General features: G+C 71.9%; 28 protein-coding genes. 17 read left to right on the plus strand and 11 right to left on the minus strand.

The features are described from left to right. Position 1 precedes the first annotated feature (1 nt). Positions 2-463, plus strand: a complete 462-nt coding sequence (locus E8M80_RS04200; protein WP_137124402.1) for a hypothetical protein — start codon at positions 2-4, stop codon at positions 461-463. After that, a complete protein-coding gene (locus E8M80_RS04205; RefSeq protein ID WP_137124403.1) occupies positions 460-897 on the plus strand; it encodes a GNAT family N-acetyltransferase in 438 nt (145 codons plus the stop codon). Before E8M80_RS04200 ends, E8M80_RS04205 begins: the two co-directional genes overlap by 4 nt. A gap of 141 nt (positions 898-1,038) precedes the next feature. Here E8M80_RS04205 and E8M80_RS04210 read toward each other — a convergent pair whose 3' ends face one another. Together E8M80_RS04210 and E8M80_RS04215 are read right to left on the minus strand one after the other, a co-directional pair. Next, positions 1,039-2,145: an AraC family transcriptional regulator gene (locus E8M80_RS04210; RefSeq protein WP_137124404.1), complete on the minus strand. Its 1,107-nt coding sequence runs from the start codon at positions 2,143-2,145 to the stop codon at positions 1,039-1,041. 86 nt (positions 2,146-2,231) lie between these two features. Continuing rightward, positions 2,232-3,149 (minus strand): DMT family transporter, encoded by a 918-nt coding sequence (locus E8M80_RS04215; protein WP_137124405.1) that lies wholly within the window; start codon positions 3,147-3,149, stop codon positions 2,232-2,234. A gap of 37 nt (positions 3,150-3,186) precedes the next feature. Between E8M80_RS04215 and E8M80_RS04220 the strand changes: the two genes are divergently transcribed. From E8M80_RS04220 to metC, 4 genes are read left to right on the plus strand one after another with little or no spacing between them, the layout of a single operon-like run. Continuing rightward, positions 3,187-3,849 carry an NUDIX domain-containing protein gene (locus E8M80_RS04220; protein WP_137124406.1) on the plus strand — a complete coding sequence of 221 codons (663 nt, stop codon included), beginning with the start codon at positions 3,187-3,189 and terminating at the stop codon, positions 3,847-3,849. Further along, complete coding sequence (locus tag E8M80_RS04225) at positions 3,850-4,572, plus strand: alanyl-tRNA editing protein (protein WP_137124407.1); 723 nt, start codon at positions 3,850-3,852, stop codon at positions 4,570-4,572. A gap of 5 nt (positions 4,573-4,577) precedes the next feature. Continuing rightward, complete coding sequence (locus E8M80_RS04230; RefSeq protein WP_137124408.1) at positions 4,578-5,420, plus strand: sulfurtransferase; 843 nt, start codon at positions 4,578-4,580, stop codon at positions 5,418-5,420. Further along, positions 5,420-6,622, plus strand: coding sequence for a cystathionine beta-lyase (gene metC, locus E8M80_RS04235; protein ID WP_137124409.1), 1,203 nt, complete (start codon positions 5,420-5,422; stop codon positions 6,620-6,622). Before E8M80_RS04230 ends, metC begins: the two co-directional genes overlap by 1 nt. A gap of 40 nt (positions 6,623-6,662) precedes the next feature. On the opposite strand, the gene E8M80_RS04240 is transcribed toward metC, so the two are convergent. The 3 genes from E8M80_RS04240 to E8M80_RS04250 all read right to left on the minus strand — a co-directional run bounded on the left by E8M80_RS04240 (position 6,663) and on the right by E8M80_RS04250 (position 7,957). Further along, positions 6,663-6,893: a glycine zipper family protein gene (locus tag E8M80_RS04240; protein WP_137124410.1), complete on the minus strand. Its 231-nt coding sequence runs from the start codon at positions 6,891-6,893 to the stop codon at positions 6,663-6,665. 16 nt (positions 6,894-6,909) lie between these two features. Beyond that, positions 6,910-7,341, minus strand: a complete 432-nt coding sequence (locus tag E8M80_RS04245) for a Rap1a/Tai family immunity protein (RefSeq protein ID WP_137124411.1) — start codon at positions 7,339-7,341, stop codon at positions 6,910-6,912. Positions 7,342-7,489: 148 nt separating this feature from the next. Then, entirely contained in the window at positions 7,490-7,957 is a 468-nt protein-coding gene (locus tag E8M80_RS04250) for a Fur family transcriptional regulator (RefSeq protein ID WP_137124412.1), read from the minus strand. A 43-nt stretch (positions 7,958-8,000) separates the two neighbouring features. On the opposite strand from E8M80_RS04250, the gene hisI reads away from it, so the two are divergent. From hisI to E8M80_RS04265, 3 genes are read left to right on the plus strand one after another with little or no spacing between them, the layout of a single operon-like run. Next, positions 8,001-8,408 (plus strand): phosphoribosyl-AMP cyclohydrolase, encoded by a 408-nt coding sequence (hisI, locus tag E8M80_RS04255; RefSeq protein ID WP_137124413.1) that lies wholly within the window; start codon positions 8,001-8,003, stop codon positions 8,406-8,408. Beyond that, a complete protein-coding gene (locus E8M80_RS04260) occupies positions 8,405-9,454 on the plus strand; it encodes a GTP-binding protein (RefSeq protein ID WP_137124414.1) in 1,050 nt (349 codons plus the stop codon). The genes hisI and E8M80_RS04260 overlap by 4 nt, the downstream gene beginning before the upstream one ends. Before the next feature lie 49 nt (positions 9,455-9,503). Continuing rightward, positions 9,504-10,466 (plus strand): formylglycine-generating enzyme family protein, encoded by a 963-nt coding sequence (locus tag E8M80_RS04265; protein WP_137124415.1) that lies wholly within the window; start codon positions 9,504-9,506, stop codon positions 10,464-10,466. 24 nt (positions 10,467-10,490) lie between these two features. On the opposite strand, the gene E8M80_RS04270 is transcribed toward E8M80_RS04265, so the two are convergent. After that, positions 10,491-10,772, minus strand: a complete 282-nt coding sequence (locus E8M80_RS04270; protein WP_137124416.1) for a SemiSWEET family sugar transporter — start codon at positions 10,770-10,772, stop codon at positions 10,491-10,493. A 48-nt stretch (positions 10,773-10,820) separates the two neighbouring features. On the opposite strand from E8M80_RS04270, the gene E8M80_RS04275 reads away from it, so the two are divergent. From E8M80_RS04275 to E8M80_RS04290, 4 genes are read left to right on the plus strand one after another with little or no spacing between them, the layout of a single operon-like run. Beyond that, a complete protein-coding gene (locus tag E8M80_RS04275; RefSeq protein WP_137124417.1) occupies positions 10,821-11,420 on the plus strand; it encodes a GNAT family N-acetyltransferase in 600 nt (199 codons plus the stop codon). Further along, entirely contained in the window at positions 11,417-12,304 is an 888-nt protein-coding gene (locus E8M80_RS04280; RefSeq protein WP_137124418.1) for a carbon-nitrogen hydrolase family protein, read from the plus strand. The genes E8M80_RS04275 and E8M80_RS04280 overlap by 4 nt, the downstream gene beginning before the upstream one ends. Continuing rightward, complete coding sequence (lpxB, locus tag E8M80_RS04285; RefSeq protein WP_137124419.1) at positions 12,301-13,467, plus strand: lipid-A-disaccharide synthase; 1,167 nt, start codon at positions 12,301-12,303, stop codon at positions 13,465-13,467. Before E8M80_RS04280 ends, lpxB begins: the two co-directional genes overlap by 4 nt. Positions 13,468-13,505: 38 nt before the next feature. Beyond that, entirely contained in the window at positions 13,506-14,891 is a 1,386-nt protein-coding gene (locus tag E8M80_RS04290; protein ID WP_137124420.1) for an amidohydrolase family protein, read from the plus strand. Positions 14,892-15,016: 125 nt separating this feature from the next. On the opposite strand, the gene E8M80_RS04295 is transcribed toward E8M80_RS04290, so the two are convergent. The 3 genes from E8M80_RS04295 to E8M80_RS04305 all read right to left on the minus strand — a co-directional run bounded on the left by E8M80_RS04295 (position 15,017) and on the right by E8M80_RS04305 (position 17,553). After that, on the minus strand, positions 15,017-15,790 hold the full coding sequence (locus E8M80_RS04295) for an SDR family NAD(P)-dependent oxidoreductase (protein ID WP_137124421.1): 774 nt from the start codon (positions 15,788-15,790) through the stop codon (positions 15,017-15,019). Between the two features lie 101 nt (positions 15,791-15,891). Then, entirely contained in the window at positions 15,892-16,194 is a 303-nt protein-coding gene (locus E8M80_RS04300) for a putative quinol monooxygenase (protein WP_137124422.1), read from the minus strand. Positions 16,195-16,245: 51 nt separating this feature from the next. Next, complete coding sequence (locus E8M80_RS04305; RefSeq protein WP_137124423.1) at positions 16,246-17,553, minus strand: D-amino acid dehydrogenase; 1,308 nt, start codon at positions 17,551-17,553, stop codon at positions 16,246-16,248. An 86-nt stretch (positions 17,554-17,639) separates the two neighbouring features. Here E8M80_RS04305 and E8M80_RS04310 point away from each other — a divergent pair, with 86 nt between their 5' ends. Beyond that, the gene (locus E8M80_RS04310) at positions 17,640-18,086 is read left to right on the plus strand and encodes an Lrp/AsnC family transcriptional regulator (protein ID WP_137124424.1); all 447 of its coding nucleotides are present in this window, start codon (positions 17,640-17,642) and stop codon (positions 18,084-18,086) included. On the opposite strand, the gene E8M80_RS04315 is transcribed toward E8M80_RS04310, so the two are convergent. Both E8M80_RS04315 and E8M80_RS04320 read right to left on the minus strand, forming a co-directional pair. Next, positions 18,083-18,352 carry a hypothetical protein gene (locus E8M80_RS04315; RefSeq protein ID WP_137124425.1) on the minus strand — a complete coding sequence of 90 codons (270 nt, stop codon included), beginning with the start codon at positions 18,350-18,352 and terminating at the stop codon, positions 18,083-18,085. The two genes, E8M80_RS04310 and E8M80_RS04315, sit on opposite strands and share 4 nt — an antisense overlap. Further along, positions 18,352-19,275: a dihydrodipicolinate synthase family protein gene (locus tag E8M80_RS04320; protein ID WP_240789881.1), complete on the minus strand. Its 924-nt coding sequence runs from the start codon at positions 19,273-19,275 to the stop codon at positions 18,352-18,354. The genes E8M80_RS04315 and E8M80_RS04320 overlap by 1 nt, the downstream gene beginning before the upstream one ends. A 59-nt stretch (positions 19,276-19,334) precedes the next feature. Here E8M80_RS04320 and E8M80_RS04325 point away from each other — a divergent pair, with 59 nt between their 5' ends. Genes E8M80_RS04325 through E8M80_RS04335 form a run of 3 tightly spaced genes read left to right on the plus strand, consistent with a single transcriptional unit; the run spans position 19,335 to position 22,355 of the window. Next, positions 19,335-20,474, plus strand: coding sequence for a 2-methylaconitate cis-trans isomerase PrpF family protein (locus E8M80_RS04325; RefSeq protein ID WP_137124427.1), 1,140 nt, complete (start codon positions 19,335-19,337; stop codon positions 20,472-20,474). Positions 20,475-20,529: 55 nt separating this feature from the next. Then, entirely contained in the window at positions 20,530-21,507 is a 978-nt protein-coding gene (locus E8M80_RS04330; RefSeq protein ID WP_137124428.1) for a tripartite tricarboxylate transporter substrate binding protein, read from the plus strand. Continuing rightward, on the plus strand, positions 21,504-22,355 hold the full coding sequence (locus tag E8M80_RS04335; RefSeq protein WP_137124429.1) for an amidohydrolase: 852 nt from the start codon (positions 21,504-21,506) through the stop codon (positions 22,353-22,355). The genes E8M80_RS04330 and E8M80_RS04335 overlap by 4 nt, the downstream gene beginning before the upstream one ends. The last annotated feature ends 1 nt before the right edge of the window (position 22,356 follow it).

Consider the following 22,356-nt stretch of genomic DNA (forward strand, 5'->3'; position numbering starts at 1 on the left):
CATGACGACGCTGCTATATGTGTTCCACCTGCTGGGGGCGGTCGTCTGGGTGGGCGGCATGGCCTTCGCCATCCTGGCGCTTCGGCCGGCGGCGCACGAAGCGCTGGAGGCGCCCGAGCGGCTCGCGCTCATGGGCGCGGTGTTCCGCCGCTTCTTCCGCATCCTCTGGCATGTCGCGCCGATCGTGATCCTGTCGGGCTGGGCGATGCTGGGCGGATGGTACTGGGGCTTCGGCGCCAGCATCTGGCATGTCCACCTGATGCACCTGACCGGGCTCATCATGCTGGGCGTCTTCGTCTTCGTGGCGCTGGTGCCGGGACGCGCGATGCGCGCGGCGCTCGCGGCCGGCGACCGCCCCGCGGCGGCGGCGGCGCTCGACACGATCCGGAAAGGCGTCACGGTCAACCTGGCGCTCGGGCTGCTGACCGTGGCGGTCGCCGGGTGGGGACGTTTCGGCGGATGAATTCGGACGCACCCAAGGGCATCGAAATCGTCGAGGACGCCGCCCCGGAATTCGAGGCGGTCGGTGCCATCCAGCGCGGCCTGCACGACTTCAACCAGTCGATGGGCGGCAATTACGACCGTGAACCCGTCACGCTGCTGGTCCAGGACGGCGAGGGCAAGACGCTCGGCGGGCTGCTAGGCCTGACGTTCTGGGGCTGGCTGTTTGTCGACTGGCTCTGGCTGAACCCGGACCTTCGCGGCAAGGGGGTCGGCGCGGAATTGCTGCGCCGGGCGGAGGCGGTCGCGCGCGATCGCGGCTGCACCAATGCCTATACCGACACCTTCTCGTTCCAGGCGCCGAATTTCTGGCAGCGCAACGGCTATGTCGAATTCGGCCGGCTGGACGGCATGCCGGCGGGGCATGCTCGGGTCTGGTTCCGCAAGGCGTTGTAGCGCAGGACGGCCGGCGCCGCGGCGGCTGGCGGTCGGGGCACGCCGCCCGGCGTGCCTGCCGATCGGTGCCCGGCCGGCCCCGAACCTTAACCGGCCGGAGTAGGCCGCCCGGCAGGATCAGTCGGCTGGACGCGCCTCGCTCTATAGCCGCCGCAGCATTGCCATGACGTCGGACCGGGACGCGGCCGCCACGGCCAGCGATCCGTCATCGACCTGCGGCTGGCCGAGGGACGCGGCCAGCCGCGCCTCCCGCGGCGTGCAGCCGAATTCCTGGCGGAAGGCGCGGCTGAAGCCCGACGGGTCGAAGAAGCCGACCGACTCGGCGATGCGGGCGATGGAGCGGCCATCGGCCGTGTCCTCGATGCAGCGCCGCGCGACGCGGAGCCTCTCCCGCTGGATGTGGCGCGCGACGCCGCCCAGCGGCTCGAACAGCCGGTACAGGCGAGAGCGCGAGATGCCCGCCATGGTGCAGAGCCGCGCCGGCCCGAGCGTCGCCGCGCCGATGTTCTCGCGGATGATGCGCTTGACCCGCGCCAGCTGCATCGGCTCGATCCTGGCCTGCGCCGCGACGCCCGCCTCGCTGCAGGGCGCGAGCGCCGCCGTCAGCAGCGCCTGCGCGGCGTTCGCGACATGCGGCATGTCCGCGGCGCCGAGCTGGTCCATGGTCCCGGCGACATGGCCGAGGAACCCGGCCAGCAGGTCTGCCGTCGGGCCTTCCAGCGGCTTGCAGAGCGCCGCCGCGAGGGCGGGTTCGAGGTCCGGCACCGCGTCGCGCGGGACATGCAGCGCGAGCCAGTCGATCTCGGCGCCCGCGCGCTGCGCCTCGAAGGCGCAGGCCATGCTGAGCACATAGGGAACACCCGGGCGCAGCGCGACGACGTCGTCCCCGCTGCGTTGGCGTTGGCGACCGCGCCGGCAGATGGCGATCATCCAGTGATCGAGCGAATCGCGACGGATGCGGAGCGCGGTTCGGCCGTGGTCATAGGCCGGCAGGCTCGCCGCATAGAGAAGGAAGGGGCCCATGCGCAGCGCCCTGCCGGTCGCGTCGAAGCCGGCGTTGGCGTCCTCGGGGGGCTTGATGTCGATGTAGGGAACGGCCAAGTCGCGCCAAGCCTCGAAGCGCTGGCGCGCAGGCAGCCCGGCGGTCGAGATGATCACCTGGTGGCTCGTATCGCCCCCACACCCCGCAGCGCCCGCGTCACGGTCGCGCAGGGCGCATTGACCGGACAGGTCGTCGGGCCTCGTCAATCGAATGCCTCCCCCTTGGTACTTCCGCGCACCCCGGACTTGGCCAGACAGCCGTGTAATTCAAGCATTTTTTATCGACCGCCCGGCTATCGCCGCACGCCGAGCGCCACCTCCCGGTGCCAGATGTAGAGCCCGGCGCCCACCAGCACCCCGATCCCCGCGAAATCCCACCCGCCGGGAAGTTCGGCCCAGATGAAGGCGCCGAGCGCCGTGGTCCAGACGATCCCGGCATATTCGAAGGGGGCGAGCAGCGTCGTCTCGCCGCTGCGGTAGGCGTCGGTCATGAGCACCTGCGCCAACGCCGAGACGAGGCCGATCGCGCCGAGCAGCGCCCATTGCCAAGGGGTTGGCCAGACCCAGACCGGCACCGCCGCGATGCCGGCCAGCACCGCCGAACCCACCGCGAACCAGAACACGATGGCGACCGCGCTCTCCCCCGCCTCCCCCATGCGGCGGATGGTGATCATGGCAAGCGCCCAGCCGACCGAGCCCAGCAGGCAGAGCAGCACCGCGACCCATTCGCCGCGGATGCCCTCGCTGCCGGGGCGGACCATGAGCAACACCCCGAGAAACCCCACCAGCACGGCCATGCCCCGCCGCCAGCCGACCTTCTCGTTCAGCAGGGGCACCGACAGCACGGTCAGGAACAGCGGCATGGTGAAGCCGAGCGCGGTGACGGTCGCAAGCGGCAGGTGCACGTAGCCGTAGAAGGCGCCGACCATGCCCATCATGCCGAACAGCGTGCGCGCCGCGTGGCTCATGGGCTTGCGGGTCGTGAGCGCGGCCAGGCCGCCGCTCGCCAGCACCACCGGCATCAGGAAGGGAATGGCGAAGAGGTTGCGGAACAGGATGACCTCGGCCACCGGGATGGCCGGGCCGATCGTCTTGGCGCAGGCCGCGGCCAGCGCGAAGGTGCCCGAGGCGATGAGGACGAGGATGATCCCCCGCCGGCGCGCGCGCGCCCTGGCGGCCGGGTCCGGCGGCGCTTGCGGATCGGGGGTCATGGACGGGCTCCTTGGCCGAGGGTAGGGTCCGGCGCGCATGAACGCCAGACACCCCAAGGCGAAGCCGATCCCTCCGCATGTCGGGCTGACGGTGCTCTCGGACGAAGTGGTCTGGGACGGGCGCTTCCCGGTGCAGCGCATCCGCTTCCGCCGCCGGCGCTTCGACGGCACCGAGGGCGGCGTGCAGACCTGGGAATTGTGGCGCCGCGGCTTCGCGGTCGCGGTGCTGCCCTTCGACCCCTGGACCGACCGCGTCGCACTGATCGAGCAATTCCGCCTGCCCGCGCTCGCGGCCGGGTTCGACCCCGTGATGCTGGAATGCCCCGCCGGGCTGCTCGAGGAGGGCGAGGACCCCGTCGAGGCCGCGCGGCGCGAGGTGCTGGAGGAAACGGGCCTGGCGCCCGACCTTTTCGCGCCGATCGGCCGCTACATCCTGAACCAGGGCGGCTCGGACGAGACCATCAGCCTGTTCGTGGCGCGGGTGCGCCTGCCGGAGCCCGGCATCCTCGGCCATCATGGGCTGCAGTCCGAGCACGAGGACATCCGGCTGCGCGTGGTCCCGGCCACGGAGGCGCTGGCGATGCTGGACGACACGAGTGACGACCGCATGGCCAACCGCATGGCCAACGCCACCGGCGCGCTCTGCCTCGCGGGCTTCGCGCGACGGCGGGCGGCCCTGCTGCAGGAATGGACGGGCTGAATGGCGACCGAACTGGCCTATCGCGACGATGCCTATGCGCGCGAGATCGCGGCGCGCGTGGTCGCCGCCTCGCCGGAGGGCGTGGTGCTCGACCGGACCGTCTTCTATGCGCGCGCGGGCGGGCAGCCGGGCGATGTCGGGTCGCTCCGCTGGCCGGGCGGCGAGATGGCCGTGGCCGACGCGCTGAAGGGCCCGGATGAGACGGTGCTGCACATCGCCGCCCCCGGCGCGCTGCTGCCGGCGGTCGGGGACGAGGTGACAGTCGTGCTCGACTGGCCGCGGCGCCACCGGCTGATGCGCATGCACACCGCCCTGCACCTGCTGTGCAGCCTGATCCCCGGCGCCGGCGTCACGGGCGGGCAGATCGGGGCGGAGAAGTCGCGCCTCGATTTCGACCTGCCCGAGCCGCCGACGAAGGAAAGCCTGACCGAGGGGCTGGCCGCCCTGGTCGCGGCCGACCATCCGGTGAGCGAGCGCTGGATCAGCGAGGCCGAGCTCGACGCGAACCCTTCGCTGGTGCGCACCCTCTCGGTGCAGCCGCCGCGCGGGTCGGGGCGGATCCGCCTGGTGCGCATCGGGCCGGAGCAGGCGCCGGTCGACCTGCAGCCCTGCGGGGGCACGCATGTGCGCCGCACGGGCGAGATCGGGCGGGTCGAGGTCGCGAAGATCGAGAACAAGGGAAAGGCCAACCGGCGCGTATCGCTCGTGCTGGTGGGGGAGTGACGCCGATGGAGATGCTGGTCTCGACCGAATGGCTGGCGGCGGAACTGGGCAAGCCGGACCTCGTGGTGTTCGACTGCTCGACCTTCCTGCCCAACGAGCCCGGCAACAAGCACGACGCCTTCCGCGCCGCGCGCATCCCGGGCGCGCGGATGTTCGACATCGACGCCATCGCGGACGATGCGACCGACCTGCCGCACATGGTGCCGACGCCGGCGCGCTTCGCGCGGATGGTGGGTGCGCTCGGCGTATCGAACGACCACCGCGTGGTGTTCTACGACCAGCACGGGCTGCGGTCCTCGCCGCGCGGCTGGTGGATGATGCGGCTGTTCGGGCATGACCGTGTGGCCGTGCTGGATGGCGGTCTGCCGGCCTGGATCAAGGAAGGCCGGCCGACCGGGAGCGGGGAGGCCCCTGCCCCCGTCCCCGCCGCCTTCGTGCCGGATTTCCGCGCGGCGATGCTGGCCGGGATCGGGGACGTGAAGCGGATCGTGGCCGACGGTTCGGCGCTGGTGCTGGACGCGCGGGCCAAGGGCCGCTTCGACGGCACGGCGACTGAACCACGCGCGGGCCTGCCGTCGGGCCACATGCCCGGCGCCGCCAACGTGCCGGTGACCGAGATGGCCGGCCCCGACGGCCGCATGAAGGACCCGGCGGCGCTGCGCGCGATCTTCGCCGCGGCCGGCGCGGCCGGCGGCAGGCCCGTCGTGACCTCCTGCGGGTCGGGCGTGACCGCCTGCGTGCTGGCCTTCGGCATGGCGCGCGCGGGCCTGCCCGAGCCTGCCGTCTACGACGGATCCTGGACCGAATGGGCGTCCCGCCCGGAAACCCCCAAAGAGAAGACAGCCTGATGCCCGACGACGCCCAGACGCCGCACGCCGAGCACCGCTTCGCGACGCGCATGTCCCATGCGGGCCGCGCGGGCACCCGCGCGCATGGCTTCGTGAACCCGCCGGTGCACCGCGGGTCGACGGTGCTGCACCCGGATTGCGAAAGCCGGCGGACCTCCGCCAAGGACCGCTTCAACCGCGTGATGACCTACGGCACCGCGGGCGGGCCGACGCATTACGCGCTCGAGGACGTGATCTGCGAGATCGAGGGAGCGACGCGCTGCGTGCTGGTGGGAACCGGCCTCGCCGCCGTGACGGTGCCGCTGATGGCCTATCTCAAGGCCGGCGACCATTGCCTGATGCCCGACAGCGTCTACGGCCCGGCGCGCAACATCGCGGGCGGGCTGCTCGCGGGCTACGGCATCGAGACCACCTTCTACGACCCCACGATCGGCGAGGCCGAGGTCGCCGCGCTGATGCGGCCGAACACCAAGGTCGTCTACACCGAGAGCCCGGGATCCCACACCTTCGAGATCCAGGACATCCCGGCCATCGCCCGCGCGGCGCATGCAGGGGGCGCCAAGGTGCTGATGGACAACACCTGGGGCATCCACAACTTCATGCCCTTCGAGAAGGGCGTGGACGTGTCGATCCAGGCGCTGACCAAGTATGTCGGCGGGCATTCCGACGTGCTGCTGGGCTCGATCACCACGGTGACGGAGGAAGACTACCTCACGGTCCGCACCGCCGCGTCGCAGATGGGGCACTTCGCCGCGCCGGATGATTGCTGGCTGGCGCTGCGCGGGGCGCGCACCATGCCGGTGCGCCTGAAGCACCAGGAAAAAAGCGGTCTGGCCGTCGCGCGCTGGTTCGAAAGCCGGCCCGAAGTGCAGCGCGTGCTGCATCCCGGCCTGCCGAGCCACCCGCAGCACGCGCTGTTCGCGCGCGACTTCGCCGGGTCGTGCAGCCTGTTCGGGGTGGTGCTCCAGCCTCGCTACATGGAAGCGGACATCTTCCGCTTCATCGACAGCCTGGAGCTGTTCGGGATCGGCGCGTCCTGGGGCGGGTTCGAGAGCCTGGCGCTGCCGACCACCGGCTTCATCACGCGCACGGCGACCAGCCCGGACCTCGGCGGCTACGCGGTGCGCATCCATATCGGGCTGGAGGACGTGGCGGACCTGACCGCCGACCTCGAGCGCGGGCTGGCGACGCTGCCGAGGTAAGTCGGGTCGGGCCGGCGGATGGACCGCCGGCCCGCCTCGTTCAGCGGCGACCGCGCTCGATCGCGAAGCCGGAGGCGCCGCCCACGCCGGCGCCGATCAGCGCACCCATGCCGGCATTGCCCGACAGGGATCCAATCGCGGCGCCGCCGAGCGTGCCGATGCCGGCACCCGTGACGGTGGCGCGCTGCGAGTCAGTCATGCCCTCGCAGCCGGCGACGCCGATGCCGAGCAGCAGGACCGCGGCCAGGCGAAGGGGCTTCATCTTGGTCATTCTCTGCTCCTCCCGATCAGCGCCGACGCGCCGCGGACGGCTGCGGGCAGGAATAGGTTGCGGCGGCGAAGCGCAGCGCGCCCTCTGCCGCCCGGGTGCCCGCATGCTGGGGATTCGCCGCGGCCCAGGACACGAAGCGCGCCGACACATCCTCCATGGTGGGGGAAGGATTGGGCAGGCAGAACACCGGCCGCGCGGCCTGGCGGCCTGCCGTGTAGATCGCGTGCATCTGGCCCACCGTGACGAGCACGGCATAGCAGACCGAACGGGAGGCGAGCGCATTGGCGTCGCCGGCCGCGGGGCCGCAGGCGCGGGCGAGTTCCCCGGTGGTAAAGGCCGGCGCGGCCGTCTGGCCCTGCGCGGCGGCGGGCCCGGCGGCGAAGCCCGCGGCAAGCGCGAGCCCGATGCCGGCGCGGCGCAGCGCAGCGGGAATGCGGCTGAAGGTCATGGCAGGGTCGTTCCTCCTCCGCGGCACCGTATTGGCCGCGGCTCCAAATGGTTGCCGAGGGCACGGACCCTAGCAAGCAAAAGCATGAACCAGTTCCGCTGCCGCACCGCCCGGGACGCCGTGCAAGTTCGCGGGATGCGGCGCCTGCTCAGGCGGCTGCGCAGCGCGCGCAGGTGCCCTCGATCTCGACCGTCGACTCGGTGGCGGCGAAGCCAGCACGCGAAGCCGCCTCGGCAATCGCCCGGGCGACCGCGTCGTCGGCGATCTCGACCGTGGTGCCGCAGCGCCGGCAGATCAGGAACTGGTGCGGATGGCCGTGGTCGTGGACGTGGCCATGCCCGGCATCGGCGCAGCCGATGAAGGCGTTCAGGCGCTCGACCTTGTGGACCAGCCCATGCTCCAGGAGGAAATCGAGGGCGCGGTAGACGGTCGGCGGCGCCGCCCCGGGCCGATCGGCCTTCAGGCGGTCGAGCAGCGCATAGGCGCCGACCGGCGCATCGGCGTCGAGGATCAACTCGAGCACCTGCCGGCGCAGCGGCGTCAGCCGGGCGCCACGGCGCAGGCACGCCTCCTCGGCCTCCTGCAACTGGCGGTCGCGGCCGATGGCGGCGGTCATGCGCGTTTTCCGATCATGGCGGCCGATACTATATCATGAGGCCATGAGCTCCGCAGACCCCACCGCCACACGACAGTTCCTCGATGCCGTCCGCTTCGACGCCGCGGGGCTCGTGCCCTGCATCGCACAGCAGCACGACACGGGGGAGGTGCTGATGATGGCCTGGATGAACCGGGACGCGGTGGCCGAGACGCTCGCGACAGGCCGGGTCTGCTACTGGTCGCGGTCCCGCGGCGCACCGTGGCGGAAGGGCGAGACCTCCGGGCAGGTGCAGCGGCTGGTCGACCTCCGCCTCGACTGCGACGGGGACACGCTGCTGGCACTCGTGGACCAGGTGGGCGTCGCCTGCCACACCGGCCGGCGCAACTGCTTCTTCCGCGCGGTGCGCGACGGCGCGCTCGCGGCCATCGCCGAGCCCGAGGTCGATCCCAAGGCGCTCTACGGCGCATGAGGCCGGCCAAGATCCCGGTCACGGTGCTGACCGGCTTCCTCGGCGCCGGCAAGACCACGCTGCTCAACCGGTTGCTCAGGGCGCCCGGCATGGCGGGCACCGCGGTCCTGATCAACGAGTTCGGCGAGATCGGGCTCGACCACCTGCTGGTCGAGCGGATCGACGAGGACACGGTGCTGCTCAATGCCGGGTGCCTCTGCTGCACGGTGCGCGGCGACCTCGTCCGCGCGCTGCGCGACCTCGCGGTCCGGGCGGAGGGCGGGCAGGCGGTGGCGCGCGTCGTGATCGAGACCACCGGCCTCGCGGACCCGGCGCCGATCCTGCAGACCTTGATGTCGGACCCGGTGGCGCTCTCGGCCTTCGTGCTGGACGGCGTCGTCACGCTGGTCGATGCCGCGACCGGCGCCGCGACGCTCGACACCCAGGTCGAGGCGGTGAAGCAGGCCGCGATGGCCGACCGCATCGTGCTGACCAAGACCGACATCGCCGAGCCCTCGGCGGTGGCAGCGCTCGATGCGCGGGTCGCGGCGCTGAACCCCGCGGCGCCCCGCATCCGCGCCGTGTCGGGGGACCTCGACCCCGCCACGGTCATCGGCTTGGGCGGGCATGCGACAGCGGGCCGCATCCCCGAAGTCGCCGCCTGGCTGGCCGCCGAAGCCGCGGCGGGCGGCCACCACGGCCATCATCACCACCACGACGTGAACCGGCACGATGCGCGCATCCATGCCTTCGGCCTGGTGTTCGACGACCCGCTCCCCTGGGACGGGCTCGCGACCTGGCTCGAGATGCTGTCTGTGACCAGGGGCACAAGCCTGTTGCGGGTGAAGGGATTGCTCAACATCGCGGGTGAGGAACGGCCCGTCGCCATCCATGGCGTGCAGCACCTCTTTCATCCACCAGCGCGGCTTGCAGCCTGGCCCGAGGACCACGACCGCCGGTCGCGCATCACCTTCGTCCTGCGGGACGTGCCGCGCGCGGTGGTTGTGGAGGGGCTGGCCGCCTTCCTCGCCGCATCGCGGGACCAGGCGACACCCGCCAAGGCCTGACCGCTCACGAGGCTACCAATCGCTCATGTTCGTGATGTAGGAACATGGCATGCCCTCCCTTCAGCCGCGCGCCGCGCGCCCGCTTCTCCTCCTGCTGATGATCGCCGCCCTCGGCGCATCGCCCGCCCTTGGCCAGCGGCCCGAGTTGGTCCGCGACTGTGCCGACTGCCCGCAGATGGTCATGCTGCCGCGCGGCGCCTTCACCATGGGCGCTACGGTCCGGGAGGAAGAACTGGAAAGCGTGCCCGAGGGGCTGCGCGGCCGCTCGGTGCCGCTGACCCGCGTGGTGATCGCCCCGGGGCTGGCGATGGCGCCGCGTACGGTCACGCGGGGCGAATACGCGGCCTTCGTCCAGGCGACGGACCGGCCGACCGTCCCGGGCTGCTTTACCTTCGTCAACAGCGGCACGTCGTACGAATATCTCGAGCAGCCGGATTCCGACTGGCGGAACCCGGGCTTTCCGCAGACCGACGACCACCCCGTGGTCTGCGTGACCTGGAGCGACGCCACGGCCTACGCGGCCTGGATCTCGCAGAAGGCCGGCCGGACCTATCGCCTGCCGAGCGAGGCGGAGTGGGAATTCGCCGCGCGCGCCGGCACCACGGGAACGCGCTGGTGGGGCGATTCAGGCTCCAGCGCCTGCGCCAACGCCAATGTGGCGGACCTCACCCTGGCCAATGCGCTGAATCTCGACCGGCGGCCGCAATTCACCTTCCGCTGCACCGACGGCTTCATCCACACGGCACCGGTCGGCAGGTTCCGGGCGAACGCCTTCGGGCTCTTCGACATGCTCGGCAACGTCTGGCAGTGGACGGCGGATTGCCTCAATCCGAACCTCTCCGGGCAGTTGAGCGACGGCTCGGCGCGCACCGAGGGGGATTGCTCGGAGCGGATGATGCGGGGCGGATCCTGGAGCCACCTGCCCTGGTACGTGCGCGCAGGCAACCGCGTGCGCGGGCGGACAACGGAGCGCTTTTCCTTCGTCGGCTTCCGCCTGGTCCGCGAGCGCTAGCGCCACGTCCGATCGGACAGGGCGCTAAGGGCTCGTCCCGGCGCGGGAGCGCAGATGCTCGCGGATCTTCACCCACAGGATCGGCAGCGTCAGCGCGAGGGTCGCGACATTGGCAGCCGTCACGACGGCGATGCCGGCAAGCAGGCCATAGGCCAGCCAAAGACCGATGCCCGCGACGAACAGCACCAGCATGGCGGCGCTAAAATCCCGCGCGCTGCCCGTGCGCACCGTCCGCCATGCCTGCGGCACGAAGGCGGCGGTCGTCAGGCAGCCCGCGACGAGGCCCAGGATTTCGACAGGGTTCATGAAGCCGGCCTCTTCCACGCGCGCGGGCCGGCCCCTATGCATCGCGTCATGGAGCCTGTCCATCTGCGTTTCGAGACCCTGCACGGCGATCGGCTGCGCGCCTGGCTGCCGCGCCTCGCAGGGCTCAGGATCGCCGTCTTCCGCGAATGGCCCTACCTCTACGAGGGCGAGGCCGGCTACGAGGAAACCTACCTTGCCGCCTATGCCGACAGCCCCGGCGCGGCGGTGATCGCGGCGCTGGACGGGGACCGCACGGTCGGCTGCGCGACCTGCCAGCCCATGGCCGAGGCGACGCCGCGCGTTCGCGATGCCTTTGCCGCGCGCGGCATGGACCCGGCGCGCTGGTGCTATTTCGGGGAAAGCGTCCTGCTGCCGGACTACCGCGGCCGCGGCGCGGGCGTCCGCTTCTTCGAGATGCGGGAGGCGCATGCGCGCGGCCTCGGCCTCGAGGCCGCCGCCTTCTGCGCCGTCACGCGCAACGACAACGACCCGCGCCGGCCGGCCGGCTACGTGCCGCTCGATGCCTTCTGGCGGAAGCGCGGCTATGCCCGGCGCGCCGACATCTCGGTGGTGTTCGACTGGCGCGAAGTGGGCGACGACCGCGCGACGCTGCACGCCCTCGGCTTCTGGGCGAAGGATCCGCTGTGAGCGCGCCGCTCAGGCTCGGCCTGCTGCAGTACCGTGTCGGCCGGCCCGGATCGGTCGCCGCCTTCGCGCGCGCGCTGGATGCGCGGCTGGAGGAAGGGCGCGCCCAGGCGGACCTGCTGGTGCTGCCCGAATACGCCTGCGTCGAACTCGGCGCGACGCTCGCCGACCGCAACGCACCGGACGAGGCGGCGGAACTCGCCGCCATGGTGGCTGCCGCGCCCGAGATCCTGGACGCGATGCAGGCGGCAGCCCGGCGCCTCGGCGTCTGGCTGCTGCCCGGCACGCTGCCGGTGCGCGCGGCGGATGGGCGCGTCGTGAACCGCGCGCCGCTCATCATGCCGGACGGGCGCATGGCCATGCAGGAGAAGCGCGCCATGACCCGGTTCGAGAGCGAGCGCTGGGGCGTCTCCCAGGGAGCCGACCCCGGTGTCTTCGACACGCCCTGGGGGCGGATCGGCGTGTCGATCTGCTACGACCTCGAATTCCCGAAGCATGTCCGCGTGCAGGTCGAGGCCGGAGCCTGGCTGGTGCTGGGCCCAACCTGCACCGACACCATGGCGGGCTTCAATCGCGTGCGGATCGGCGCCGCCGCGCGCGCGATGGAGAACCAGTGCTTCGTCGCCATCACGCCGACGGTGGGCGAGGCGCCCTGGTCGGCCGCGCTCGACGCGAACCGCGGCCATGCGGCGGTGTTCGGCCCCGTGGACCGCGGCTTCCCCGAGGACGGCGTGCTGGCGCGCGGCGCGCTGGATACCGAGCAATGGGTGTTCTGCACCCTCGACCCCGCGCGGATCGAGGCGGTGCGGCAGGATGGCCAGGTGCTGAACCACCGCGACTGGCCGAAGGCCCCCTTCGCCTGGCCGCAGCCGGCGGTCTTCGCATGACGCTGGTCTATCTCGTGGCGGGCGAGGCTTCGGGCGACGTGCTCGGCGCGCGGCTGGTGGCGGCGCTGCGCCGGCGGCGGCCGGACCTGGAATTCGCCGGCATCGGCGGGCCGCGCATGGCGGAACAGGGCATCGAGAGCCTGTTCGACTATCGCGAGCTCGCGCTGATGGGCCTGCTCGAGGTGCTGCCCAAGGTGTTCCGGCTGAAGCGCCTGCTGGCCGACGCCGCCGCCGACGTCGCGCGGCGGCGCCCGGCGGTGCTGGTCACGATCGACAGCCCGGGCTTCACGCTGCGCCTTGCCGCTCTGGTGAAGCCCTTCGGGCAGCCGGTCGTGCACTATGTCGCGCCGCAGGTCTGGGCCTGGCGGCCGGGGCGCGTGGTGAAGCTGCGCCAGAAGGTCGACCGCATCCTCTGCCTGCTGCCCTTCGAGCCGGTCTTCTTCGAGCACGCCGGCATCCCAGTGACCTTCGTGGGCCATCCGGTGCTGGAAAGCGGGGCCGATGCCGGCGACGCCGCACGCTTCCGCGCCGCCCACGGGCTGGCGCCGCACGAGCGCCCGGTGATCGTCATGCCGGGCAGCCGCAGGATGGAGGCGAAGCGCCTGTTGCCGCTGTTCGGGGAAGCGCTCCGCATCGCCGCGGTGCGGCTGCCGGGCCTCCGGCCGGTCGTGCCCGTGGCGCCCATCGTAGCCGAGGCGGTGCGCGCGGCCGCCGCCGGCTGGCCCGTGGCGCCGATCCTGGTCGAAGGCAACGACGCCAAGCACGATGCCTTCGCGGCCGTCGCCGAGGGCGGGGGCGCGGGGCTGATCAAGTCCGGCACATCGTCGCTGGAAATGGCGGTGGCCGGCATCCCGCACGTCGTCGCCTATCGCGTGAACCCGATCACGGCAGCCATCGTGCGACGGCTCGTGAAGGTGCCGCACGCCTCCCTCGTGAACCTGATGGCGGAACGCGAGGTCGTGCCCGAGCGCATCCAGCAGGACTGCGTGCCGGATGCCCTGGCCGAGGCCCTGCTCCGCCCGATGCTGGACCCGGCGGTGGCGGCCGCCCAGCGCGCAGGCTTCGCCGAGGCGCTTGCGAAGCTGCGCGCGCCGGAGGGCCTGCCCTCCGAGGCCGCGGCCGAGGCCGTTCTGCGCATCCTCGCCCCCTCGACAGACGGCTGAGCCGGCGCGAGCCTTCCGGCCTGGACCCGGAGGCGCGCATGACGATCCTGATCACCGACACGACCATCGTCACGGTCGACGACGCCGACACGCTGCACCACGGCGCCGCCATCGCGATCGAGAACGGGCGGATCGCGGCCATCGGGGCCACGCCGGCGCTGCGCGGCCGCTTCCCCGGGGCCGAGGTCGTGGATGGGCGGAACCGGATGGTGATGCCGGGCTTCGCGAACATCCACACGCATCTCGGCATGACGCTGGCGCGCGGCATCTTCGAGGATCTCTCGCCGCCGCACGCCCCGCCCTTCTGCGGCGGGCTCTCGCCCCTGCCCCTGCCGCCGCTCTCGGCCGAGGAGACGGGGCTGATGGTCCAGCTCGGCGCGCTGGAGGCGATCCGCAGCGGCACCACTGCGCTGCTCGAGGACGGCGCCGGGATCGCCGGCTATGCCCCACTGCTGGAGGCGACGGGGCTGCGCCTGCTACTCGCGGAGCGCGCCTGGGACCGCGCCGATGCGGGCATCGGCGACCCGGGGTCCTTCGAGGTATCGGAGCGCCTGGGCGAGGACGGCCTCGAGCGCATTTCCCGCCTGCACGCGGCCTGGGACGGCAAGGCCGGCGGGCGCATCCGGGTGGGGGTCGCGGCCTGGGCGCCGGACATGTGCTCGCCACCCATGCTGCGCCGCCTGCGCGGGCTTCAGGAACGGCTCGACTGCGTCTGCACCGTCCACCTGAACCAGATCTGGGGCGAGGTCGCAGCGGTCGAGGCGCATCGCGGCATGCTGCCGACCGAATACCTGCACGCGGAAGGCTTCGTCAGCGACCGGATGGTGGCCGCGCATTGCCGCTGCATGGCGCATCGGGAGGAAGCCCTGCTCGGCCGGGCACGGGCGCGCGTGTCCTTCAACCCCGCCATCGCGGCGCGGCGCGGACTTTCGCCCCGCGTCTCGGTGCTGGAGGCCGAGGGCTGCACCATCGGCATCGGCACCGACAACATGGCCGAGGACATGGTGGAGGCGATGCGCACGGGGCTTTTCATGGAGCGCATCCGGCGCGCGGACGGCCGCGCGCCGACACCCGAACAGGCGTTGCGCTGGGCTACCCGCAACGGCTACGCGGCGATGGAGGTGCCGGACGGCGGATGGCTGGCCGAAGGCAACCGCGCGGACCTGATCATGGTGCGGACCGACCGCGCGCACCTGGTGCCGCGCATGCGCCCGGTCAGCGGTTTCGTCCACCAGGGCCAGGCGGCGGACGTGACGGACGTCATGGTCGACGGCGCCTGGATCATGCGGGAGGGACGCGTGACGACGATGGACGAGGCGGCGATCGTGGCGGAGGCGGACAGGGTCGCGCGGCGGGCCTGGGCGCGGATGTTCGCGGAGAACCCCTCGCTGGAGGTGCCGCCCGGATTTGCGCCGGCCGATTGAAGGTCGGGGGAGGTGAACCTCCCACGAACCCCCCTCCTATTTTTGTCACCTGGCACCCGTCATGTGGACTGCGGCGCCATCTGCCAAAGAGGGGAGACGTTCCACTGGACCCCCTCCCCGTCCCGTCACGGCTGCATGTGGCTCCCGCCATCCTCGAGCCAGTTCTGCCCCGTGATGAACGAGGCCGCCTCCGACAGCAGGAAGCAGATCAGCGGCGCGACCTCAGCCGGCTGCGCGACGCGGCCGAGCGGGATGCGAGCGAGCGTCTGTTCCCGGAAGCGGTCGGAGCGGATGGTCTCGGTCATCGGCGTCTCCACCGTGCCGAAGCCCACGCTGTTCACGCGGATGCCGTAGCGCGCCCATTCCCGCGCAGCGGTCATGGTTATGCCGAACAGCGCGGCCTTGGCGGCCGAGTAGTTCACCTGACCGATCGAGCCGCGCTTGCCCGCGGTCGAGGATATGTTGACGATCGCCCCCGGCGCCGCCTCGCCGCCGCGCGCGCGGGCGATCATGTGGCGCCCGACCGCCTGCTGCATCAGGTGGCAGGCGGTGAGGTTCACGTCGATCACGGCCTGCCACTGCGGCAGGGTCATCTTCTCGATCATTGCCGGGCGCGTGATGCCGGCATTGTTCACGAGGCCATGCACGGCACCGAAGCGGGCTGCGGCTTCCTCGACGACGCGCGCGCAGAAGGCTTCGTCGGTGACATCGCCCTGCAGGGGCAGGGTGCGGTCCCCGGCGAGCGCCTCCGACACCGCGGCGAGCGTCGCGGGGTTGCGCTCCACCATCACGACGTTAGCGCCGAGGTCGAGCGCGAGTTCGGAGATGGCGCGGCCGATGCCCTGGCCGGTGCCGGTGACGACGACGGTGCGGCCCGTCAGGTCCATGGGGTTGCGCATCGTCGCGTCCTTCCGTCCGGGGTCGCGGACCCGGCCCGGCGCCAGGTCGCAGAAAAGGTCAAGGGGGGTCCGAGGGGAGAAGTTCCCTTCTCCCCCCGGCCTCACATCTCGCACATGGTCAGGATCCGCTGCTCGATCAGCGGCGTATAGGCTTCGCGCACCTTCGGCATGCGCGGATTGGCGACATGCGCCTTCACCGCATCCTGGCTGGCATAGACCTCGACCAGCATGATGCGGCCTTCGTCGCGCGTGCCGTCGGCCTTGAGCGGCTGCAGCACCTCGAAGCGCTCGCAGCCCGGTTCCTCGGAGAGGGTCAGGCGGGCGTGTTCGCGGATCAGCGCGTCGAAGGCGGCGTGGCAGCCCGGCTTCGGTTGGAATTCGACGTGGATGGCGATTTTCGGCATGACGGGTCCTCCTGGACGCGAGCGTCGCAGGGAACCGCCATGGCGTGAAGGTCAGGCGGCGGCGTAGCGGTCGATCGCGAGGTCTGCGGCCTCGATCTCCGGCTTGCGGCCGGTGACGAGGTCGGCGAGCAGCCGGCCCGAGCCGCAGGCCATGGTCCAGCCGAGCGTGCCGTGGCCGGTGTTGAGATGGAGGTTACGCAGGCGCGTGGGGCCGACGACCGGCGTGCCGTCCGGCGTCATGGGGCGGAGCCCGGTCCAGAAGGACGCTTCGGCCACGTCTCCGCCGCGGGGGAAAAGGTCCGTCACGGAGTGTTCCAGCGTCTCGCGCCGCGGCTTGCGGAGCTTGAGCGAGAAGCCGGCGAGCTCGGCGGTGCCGCCGACGCGGATGCGGTCGCCGAGGCGCGTGATGGCGACCTTGTAGGTCTCGTCCATCACGGTCGAGACGGGCGCGCCGGCCCCGTCCTTCACCGGCAGGGTCAGCGAGTAGCCCTTCACCGGATAGACCGGTACCCGCACGCCGAGCGGGGCCAGCAGCGCCGGGGTGAAGGACCCGAGCGCCGCGACGTAGGCATCCGCCGTCTCCACACCCGTGGCGGTGACGACGCCGCTCGCGAGGTCGCCATCGGTCCGCAGCCCCTTGATGGTGACGCCGTAGCGGAAGCGCACGCCGATCGCCTCCGCCATGGTGGCCAGGCGCTGGGTGAAGATGTGCGCGTCGCCGGTTTCATCGTCCGCCAGGCGCAGCCCGCCCACGAACTTGCCCGGAACGTGGCGCAGCGCCGGCTCCGCGGCGATGCAGGCGGCGGGGTCCAGCACCTCGTAGGGAACCTTGAAAGTATCGAGCACGGCGGTGTCGCCACCGACCGCATCGAGCTGCTTCTGCGTGCGGAAAAGCTGCAGCGTGCCCATGGAGCGCCCGTCATAGGCGATGCCGGTCTCGCGCCTGAGGTCGCCCAGGCAGTCGCGCGAGTATTCCGCGAGGCGGACCATGCGGGTCTTGTTCAGCCGGTAGGCGGCTTCCGTGCAGTTCGCGAGCATCGACGCGAGCCAGGTGTAGAGGCGCTGGTCCGCGCGCGGCCAGAGCACCAGCGGACGATGGCGCATCATCAGCCACTTCAGCGCCTTCACCGGAATGCCCGGGCCGGCCCAGGGGGCGGAATAGCCGTAGGAGAGCTGGCCGGCATTGGCGAAGGAGGTCTCCATGCCGGCGGCGGGCTGGCGGTCGAGCACGGTGACCTCATGGCCCGCGCGGGCCAGGTACCAGGCGCTGGTGACGCCGACGACGCCGCTGCCGAGGACGATGACGCGCATGGTGGGGAACCCCTTCGCTCCGATGCCGTGATGATGACGGAGACGCATATGCATTTGCTGCGAAAGGGTCGCTGTTCCTGCTATATGGCAGTGATTGGATCGCAGGATATGCTGAATGTTCGCAGAATCTGCCGATGCTGGATGAGGCCGACCAGCGCATCGTCAAGGCCCTCCGCCAGGACGGGCGGATGACCAACGCAGCGCTGGCGGAAGCGGTGGGGCTGTCGCAATCCGCCTGCCTGCGGCGGCTGCGCCTACTGGAAGGCCGCGGCGTGATCCGCGGCTACACGGCGATCATCGAGGAGCCGCAGGCGCGCGATGCGGTGACGGTGATCGTGCAGATCACGCTGGACCGGCAGACGGAGGAGCATTTGTCGCGCTTCGAGACGGCCGTGCGGCGGTTGGCCGAGGTTCGGGAGTGCTTCCTGATGACGGGGATGGCGGATTACCTGCTGCGCGTCGAGGTGCGCGACGCCGCGGATTACGAACGGGTGCACAAGGAGCAGTTGTCGCGGCTGCCGGGCGTCGCGCGGATCCAGTCGTCCTTCGCGATCCGACGGGTGATCGGCAGCCGGGGCTAGAGGGCGCGGGCGATCTCGGCCCATTCCTCGGGCAGCGTGCCGGCCGGGCGGCGGCGCCCGGCGCGGCGGTACCAGTAGTCGGCGTTGGGCAGGTCGCCTTCCTTGCGGTGCAGATAGGCATGCACCCAGGCGCCGTCGGCCGTGTCCATCGATTGCGCGATCTCGTGCGCGCGGGCCCAGTCCCCGCGCGCATCGTGCCAGAGGGCGGCCAGCGGCGGCGGCAGGCCCTCGGCGTCGGGCGCCGCCGCCAGCGCCGCCGGGTCCATCAGGCCGCGGCGGCGAGCGGCTGGGTGCGCGCCAGCCGCGCCAGCAGGTAGTCGACCTCGGCCGCCGTCTCCGCGCTCAGCTTCGGCCCCGGCGCGCGTAGCGCCGCATGGGCGATGATGCCGCGCTTCACCAGCACGTATTTGCGGATGGCGAGGCCGAGGCCGGGCTGCACCTCGGTGCGGATCAGCGGCAGGTGCAGGTCGAACAGGTCCTGCGCCTCGTCGCGCTTGCCGGCCCACATCAGCTTGCAGACGCCGACCAGCATCTCGGGGAAGGCGTAGCCGGTCATGATGCCATCCGCGCCGCGCGCGAGTTCCTCGGGCAGGAACTGCCCGCCGACGCCGCCCAGGATCGACAGGCGCGGCATCTTTCCTTCCGCTTCCAGCCGGCGGACGGCGGTCAGCTTGTCGAGGCCAGGCCAGTCCTCCGCCTTCAGCATGACGACGCGCGCATCCTGCGCCATGCGCGCGATCATCGGCGCGGTCATGGTGATGCCGGTGAGCTGCGGGTAGTCCTGCAGCACGAAGGGGGCGTCCACCGCCTCGACCGCCTGCGCGATGTAGGCAACCACCGCCTCGTCGCCCTTCAGCCCAGGCGGCGGGGAGACCATGATGCCGGCCGCACCCAGGTCGAGCACCGCGCGCGACAGACCCTTCATCTGCGCGAAGCCGGGCGCCGAGGCGCCGACCACCACCGGTACGCGGCCCGCCACGCGCCTCAGCACGCGGGCGACGAAGGCGACGCTTTCCTCCTGCGTCAGCTTCGGCGCCTCCCCCATCACGCCGAGCAGCGTCATGCCGGCCGCGCCGGCGGCAAGGAAGGCGTCGGTCATGCGGTCGGCGCTGTCGAGGTCGAGCGCGCCGTCCGGCAGGAAGGGCGTAGGGGCTATGACGAAAACGCCCTTGGCGGAACGGTCGAGCATGGGCATGGCTTCCGGTTGGATGGGGCTCCCAGCATAGCGCCCCCACAGGGAACGACCAGATGGACCAGGCCTTCATCCCCGCCGTCTTCCTGCGCGGCGGGTCCTCCAAGGGCGTGTTCTTCCACGCGAAGGACCTGCCGGCCGATCGCGCCCGGCAGGATGCGATCTTCCTCGCGGTGCTGGGCAGCCCCGACCCGTACCAGCGGCAGCTGGACGGCATGGGGGGCGGCATATCCTCGCTGTCCAAGGCGGTCGTGATCGGCCCGCCGACGCATGCGGACGCCGATGTGGACTACACCTTCGCGCAGGTGGCGGTGGACCGGCCGCTGGTGGACTGGTCGTCCAACTGCGGCAACCTCTCCTCCGCCGTCGGGCCCTTCGCGGTGGACGAGGGCCTGGTGCGCGCGAGCGACGGGGAGGCGCTTGTGCGCATCCACCAGGTCAACACGCGCCGCATCATTCATGCGCGGTTTCCGGTGCGCGGCGGGCGCGCGGCGGTGGCGGGGGATTTCGCCATGGCGGGCGTCGCCGGCACCGGGGCGCGCATCAGGCTCGACTTCCTGGCTCCGGGCGGGGGTGCGACGGGCGCGCTGCTGCCCACGGGCAACGCGACCGACGTGCTGGACCATGGCGGCCGACCGTATCGCGCGACGCTGGTGGATGCGGCCAATGCCTGCGTCTTCCTCGATGCGCGGGACCTCGGCCTGACGGGCACCGAGAGCCCGGAGGCGATCGAGGCCGCCCCCGCGCTGATGGCGCTGCTGGATGCGCTCCGCCGCCAGGCTGCGGTGCGGATGGGCCTGGCCGCGGCGCCGGCGGATGCGCCGCTGGCGATCCCGAAGGTCGCTGTGGTGGCGGCGCCGGCGGCCTATCGCGCGCTTGACGGCGGGGAGCACGCGGCGGGCACGCACGACATCGCGGTGCGCATGATCTCGATGGAGCGGGCGCATCGCGCGGTGCCGCTGACGGGCGGGATGGCGCTCGGCGTGGCGTGCCGCATCGAAGGGTCGCTGCCAGCCCGCATCGCCGGCGCGATCGCGGGGGACGAGGTGCGGGTCGCCAACCCCTCCGGCGTGCTGTCGGTGGGCGCCGAGGTTTCGCAGCGCGAAACCGGCTGGTTCGCGGACAGCGCGGTGGTGTTCCGCACCGCGCGGCGCCTGATGCAGGGCGCCGTCGCCGTGCCCGCGCGCCTGTTTTGACCGCACGGGCGGGCGTGGCATCGTGGCCGCAACCAAACGCCCGGAGGACACGACCATGACCAGCCGCCGCCAGTTGATAGCCGGGGCCGCCGGCCTCGCCGCGCTGCCGCTGCCGGCCCTCGCCGCCTGGCCGGAACGGCCGGTGCGCGTGGTCGTCCCCTTCGCCGCCGGCGGCAATGCCGACACGATCGCGCGCATCCTGCAGCCGCGGCTGCAGGAGAAGCTCGGACAGCCGGTGGTGGTCGAGAACAAGCCCGGCGCCGGCGGCGCCGTGGGCGCGGCCGAGGTCGCGCGCGCACGGCCGGATGGCTACACGCTGCTGATCGGCTCGAACGGGCCGCTCAGCGTGAACCCGGCGGTGCAGGCGCGGCTGCCATACGATGCGGAGAACGACTTCGCGCCGGTCGCCATGGCGATGCAGGTGGCGCATTGCCTGATGGTGCAGTCGAACGCGCCCTTCCGCAGCGTGGCGGACGTGGTGGCTGCAAGCCGCGCGCAGCCCGACGCGCTGGGCGCCGGCACGGCCGGGGTGGCGAGCGCCACGCACCTCTCGCTCGAAGCCTTCAAGCTGGCGAGCGGCGCGCGCATCCTGCACGTGCCCTATCGCGGCGGCGGCGCGGCGGTGCCGGATTTCGTCGCCGGCAACATCCCGATGCTGTTCACCGAATTCTCGACCGCACTGCCGCTCCATCGCGATAACAAGGGGCGCATCCTGGCAGTCGCCTCGGCCGCGCGGCTCTCCGCACTCCCCGATGCGCCGACCATGATCGAGCAAGGCGTGGTGGGCTTCACCGCCGCCTCCTATGTCGGGCTGGTGGCGACCGCGGGCACGCCGGCCGAGGCGCTGGCGAAGCTCGGCGAGGCGATGACCGCGATCGTCGCCGAGGCGGATTTCAGGCGCCGCATGGAGGCGATGGGCGGCGAGGCGGCAACCGGCGCGCTCGCCACGCCCGCCGGTTTCGCCGCCTTCATCACCGATGATCTCCGCCGCTCGCGCGAGGTGGTGCGCGCGGCCGGGATCACCACGCAGTGACCGAGCGCGAGACGCCGCCGGGCGCGACCGACTGCCACTGCCACATCTTCGGCCCGGCGGCACGGTTTCCCTATGCCGAGCCGCGGTCCTACACGCCGGAGGACGAGACGCTGGAGGACTACCTCGCGCTGCTCGACGGGCTCGGGCTCGACCGCGGCGTGATCGTCCAGCCCTCGGCCTATGACCGCGACAATGCCTGCACGCTGGATGCGCTGCGGCGCGCGCCGGACAGGCTGCGCGGCGTGGCGGTGGTGGGGCGGGAAGCGACGGCAGAGACGCTGCGGGCGATGCATCGCGACGGCATCCGCGGCCTGCGCGCCAACGAGTACCGACGCGACGGGCAGGCGGCCTATCATGGCGGCGTGCGGCTCGAGGAGATCGAGCCGTTCTTCCCGCTCATGGCGGAGCTCGGCTGGCACCTGCAATTGTGGATCGACGCGCGGCATCTGCCGGAGCTGGAGCCGCGGCTGGCCCGGGTGCCGGTGCCGATCGTGGTGGATCACATGGGACGGATGCACCACAGCCACGGCATCAACGACCCGGGCTTCCAGGCTCTCGTCCGCGGCGTCGGCGAAGGGCGGTACATGTCGAAGGTGTCGGGGACCTATCGGCTGGGTGCCACGAAGCCCGACTACCTGGAGGCGAAGCCCTTCCACGACGCGCTGGTCGCGGCCAATCCCGATGCGCTGGTCTGGGGCACCGACTGGCCGCATCCGCGGCCCGATGGCGGGCGGCCGGATGCGGCGCGGCTGCTGCGGGTGTTCCTCGACTGGACGACCGATCCGGCGCTGCGGCGGAAGATCCTGACGGACACGCCGGCGCGGCTCTACGACTTCCCGAAGGTGTGAG

This window comes from Roseomonas sp. HF4, assembly GCF_005222755.1.
In the GTDB taxonomy this organism is placed as follows: domain Bacteria; phylum Pseudomonadota; class Alphaproteobacteria; order Acetobacterales; family Acetobacteraceae; genus Neoroseomonas.

Bases quoted from the DNA above. Each gene is read 5' to 3' on its own strand.
- E8M80_RS04200 (WP_137124402.1), top strand. From the start codon at position 2: ATGACGACGCTGCTATATGTGTTCCACCTGCTGGGGGCGGTCGTCTGG.
- E8M80_RS04205 (WP_137124403.1), top strand. From the start codon at position 460: ATGAATTCGGACGCACCCAAGGGCATCGAAATCGTCGAGGACGCCGCC.
- E8M80_RS04215 (WP_137124405.1), bottom strand. From the start codon at position 3,149: ATGACCCCCGATCCGCAAGCGCCGCCGGACCCGGCCGCCAGGGCGCGC.
- E8M80_RS04220 (WP_137124406.1), top strand. From the start codon at position 3,187: ATGAACGCCAGACACCCCAAGGCGAAGCCGATCCCTCCGCATGTCGGG.
- E8M80_RS04225 (WP_137124407.1), top strand. From the start codon at position 3,850: ATGGCGACCGAACTGGCCTATCGCGACGATGCCTATGCGCGCGAGATC.
- E8M80_RS04230 (WP_137124408.1), top strand. From the start codon at position 4,578: ATGGAGATGCTGGTCTCGACCGAATGGCTGGCGGCGGAACTGGGCAAG.
- metC (WP_137124409.1), top strand. From the start codon at position 5,420: ATGCCCGACGACGCCCAGACGCCGCACGCCGAGCACCGCTTCGCGACG.
- E8M80_RS04240 (WP_137124410.1), bottom strand. From the start codon at position 6,893: ATGACCAAGATGAAGCCCCTTCGCCTGGCCGCGGTCCTGCTGCTCGGC.
- E8M80_RS04245 (WP_137124411.1), bottom strand. From the start codon at position 7,341: ATGACCTTCAGCCGCATTCCCGCTGCGCTGCGCCGCGCCGGCATCGGG.
- E8M80_RS04250 (WP_137124412.1), bottom strand. From the start codon at position 7,957: ATGACCGCCGCCATCGGCCGCGACCGCCAGTTGCAGGAGGCCGAGGAG.
- hisI (WP_137124413.1), top strand. From the start codon at position 8,001: ATGAGCTCCGCAGACCCCACCGCCACACGACAGTTCCTCGATGCCGTC.
- E8M80_RS04260 (WP_137124414.1), top strand. From the start codon at position 8,405: ATGAGGCCGGCCAAGATCCCGGTCACGGTGCTGACCGGCTTCCTCGGC.
- E8M80_RS04265 (WP_137124415.1), top strand. From the start codon at position 9,504: ATGCCCTCCCTTCAGCCGCGCGCCGCGCGCCCGCTTCTCCTCCTGCTG.
- E8M80_RS04270 (WP_137124416.1), bottom strand. From the start codon at position 10,772: ATGAACCCTGTCGAAATCCTGGGCCTCGTCGCGGGCTGCCTGACGACC.
- E8M80_RS04275 (WP_137124417.1), top strand. From the start codon at position 10,821: ATGGAGCCTGTCCATCTGCGTTTCGAGACCCTGCACGGCGATCGGCTG.
- lpxB (WP_137124419.1), top strand. From the start codon at position 12,301: ATGACGCTGGTCTATCTCGTGGCGGGCGAGGCTTCGGGCGACGTGCTC.
- E8M80_RS04290 (WP_137124420.1), top strand. From the start codon at position 13,506: ATGACGATCCTGATCACCGACACGACCATCGTCACGGTCGACGACGCC.
- E8M80_RS04295 (WP_137124421.1), bottom strand. From the start codon at position 15,790: ATGCGCAACCCCATGGACCTGACGGGCCGCACCGTCGTCGTCACCGGC.
- E8M80_RS04300 (WP_137124422.1), bottom strand. From the start codon at position 16,194: ATGCCGAAAATCGCCATCCACGTCGAATTCCAACCGAAGCCGGGCTGC.
- E8M80_RS04305 (WP_137124423.1), bottom strand. From the start codon at position 17,553: ATGCGTCTCCGTCATCATCACGGCATCGGAGCGAAGGGGTTCCCCACC.
- E8M80_RS04310 (WP_137124424.1), top strand. From the start codon at position 17,640: ATGCTGGATGAGGCCGACCAGCGCATCGTCAAGGCCCTCCGCCAGGAC.
- E8M80_RS04315 (WP_137124425.1), bottom strand. From the start codon at position 18,352: ATGGACCCGGCGGCGCTGGCGGCGGCGCCCGACGCCGAGGGCCTGCCG.
- E8M80_RS04320 (WP_240789881.1), bottom strand. From the start codon at position 19,275: ATGCTCGACCGTTCCGCCAAGGGCGTTTTCGTCATAGCCCCTACGCCC.
- E8M80_RS04325 (WP_137124427.1), top strand. From the start codon at position 19,335: ATGGACCAGGCCTTCATCCCCGCCGTCTTCCTGCGCGGCGGGTCCTCC.
- E8M80_RS04330 (WP_137124428.1), top strand. From the start codon at position 20,530: ATGACCAGCCGCCGCCAGTTGATAGCCGGGGCCGCCGGCCTCGCCGCG.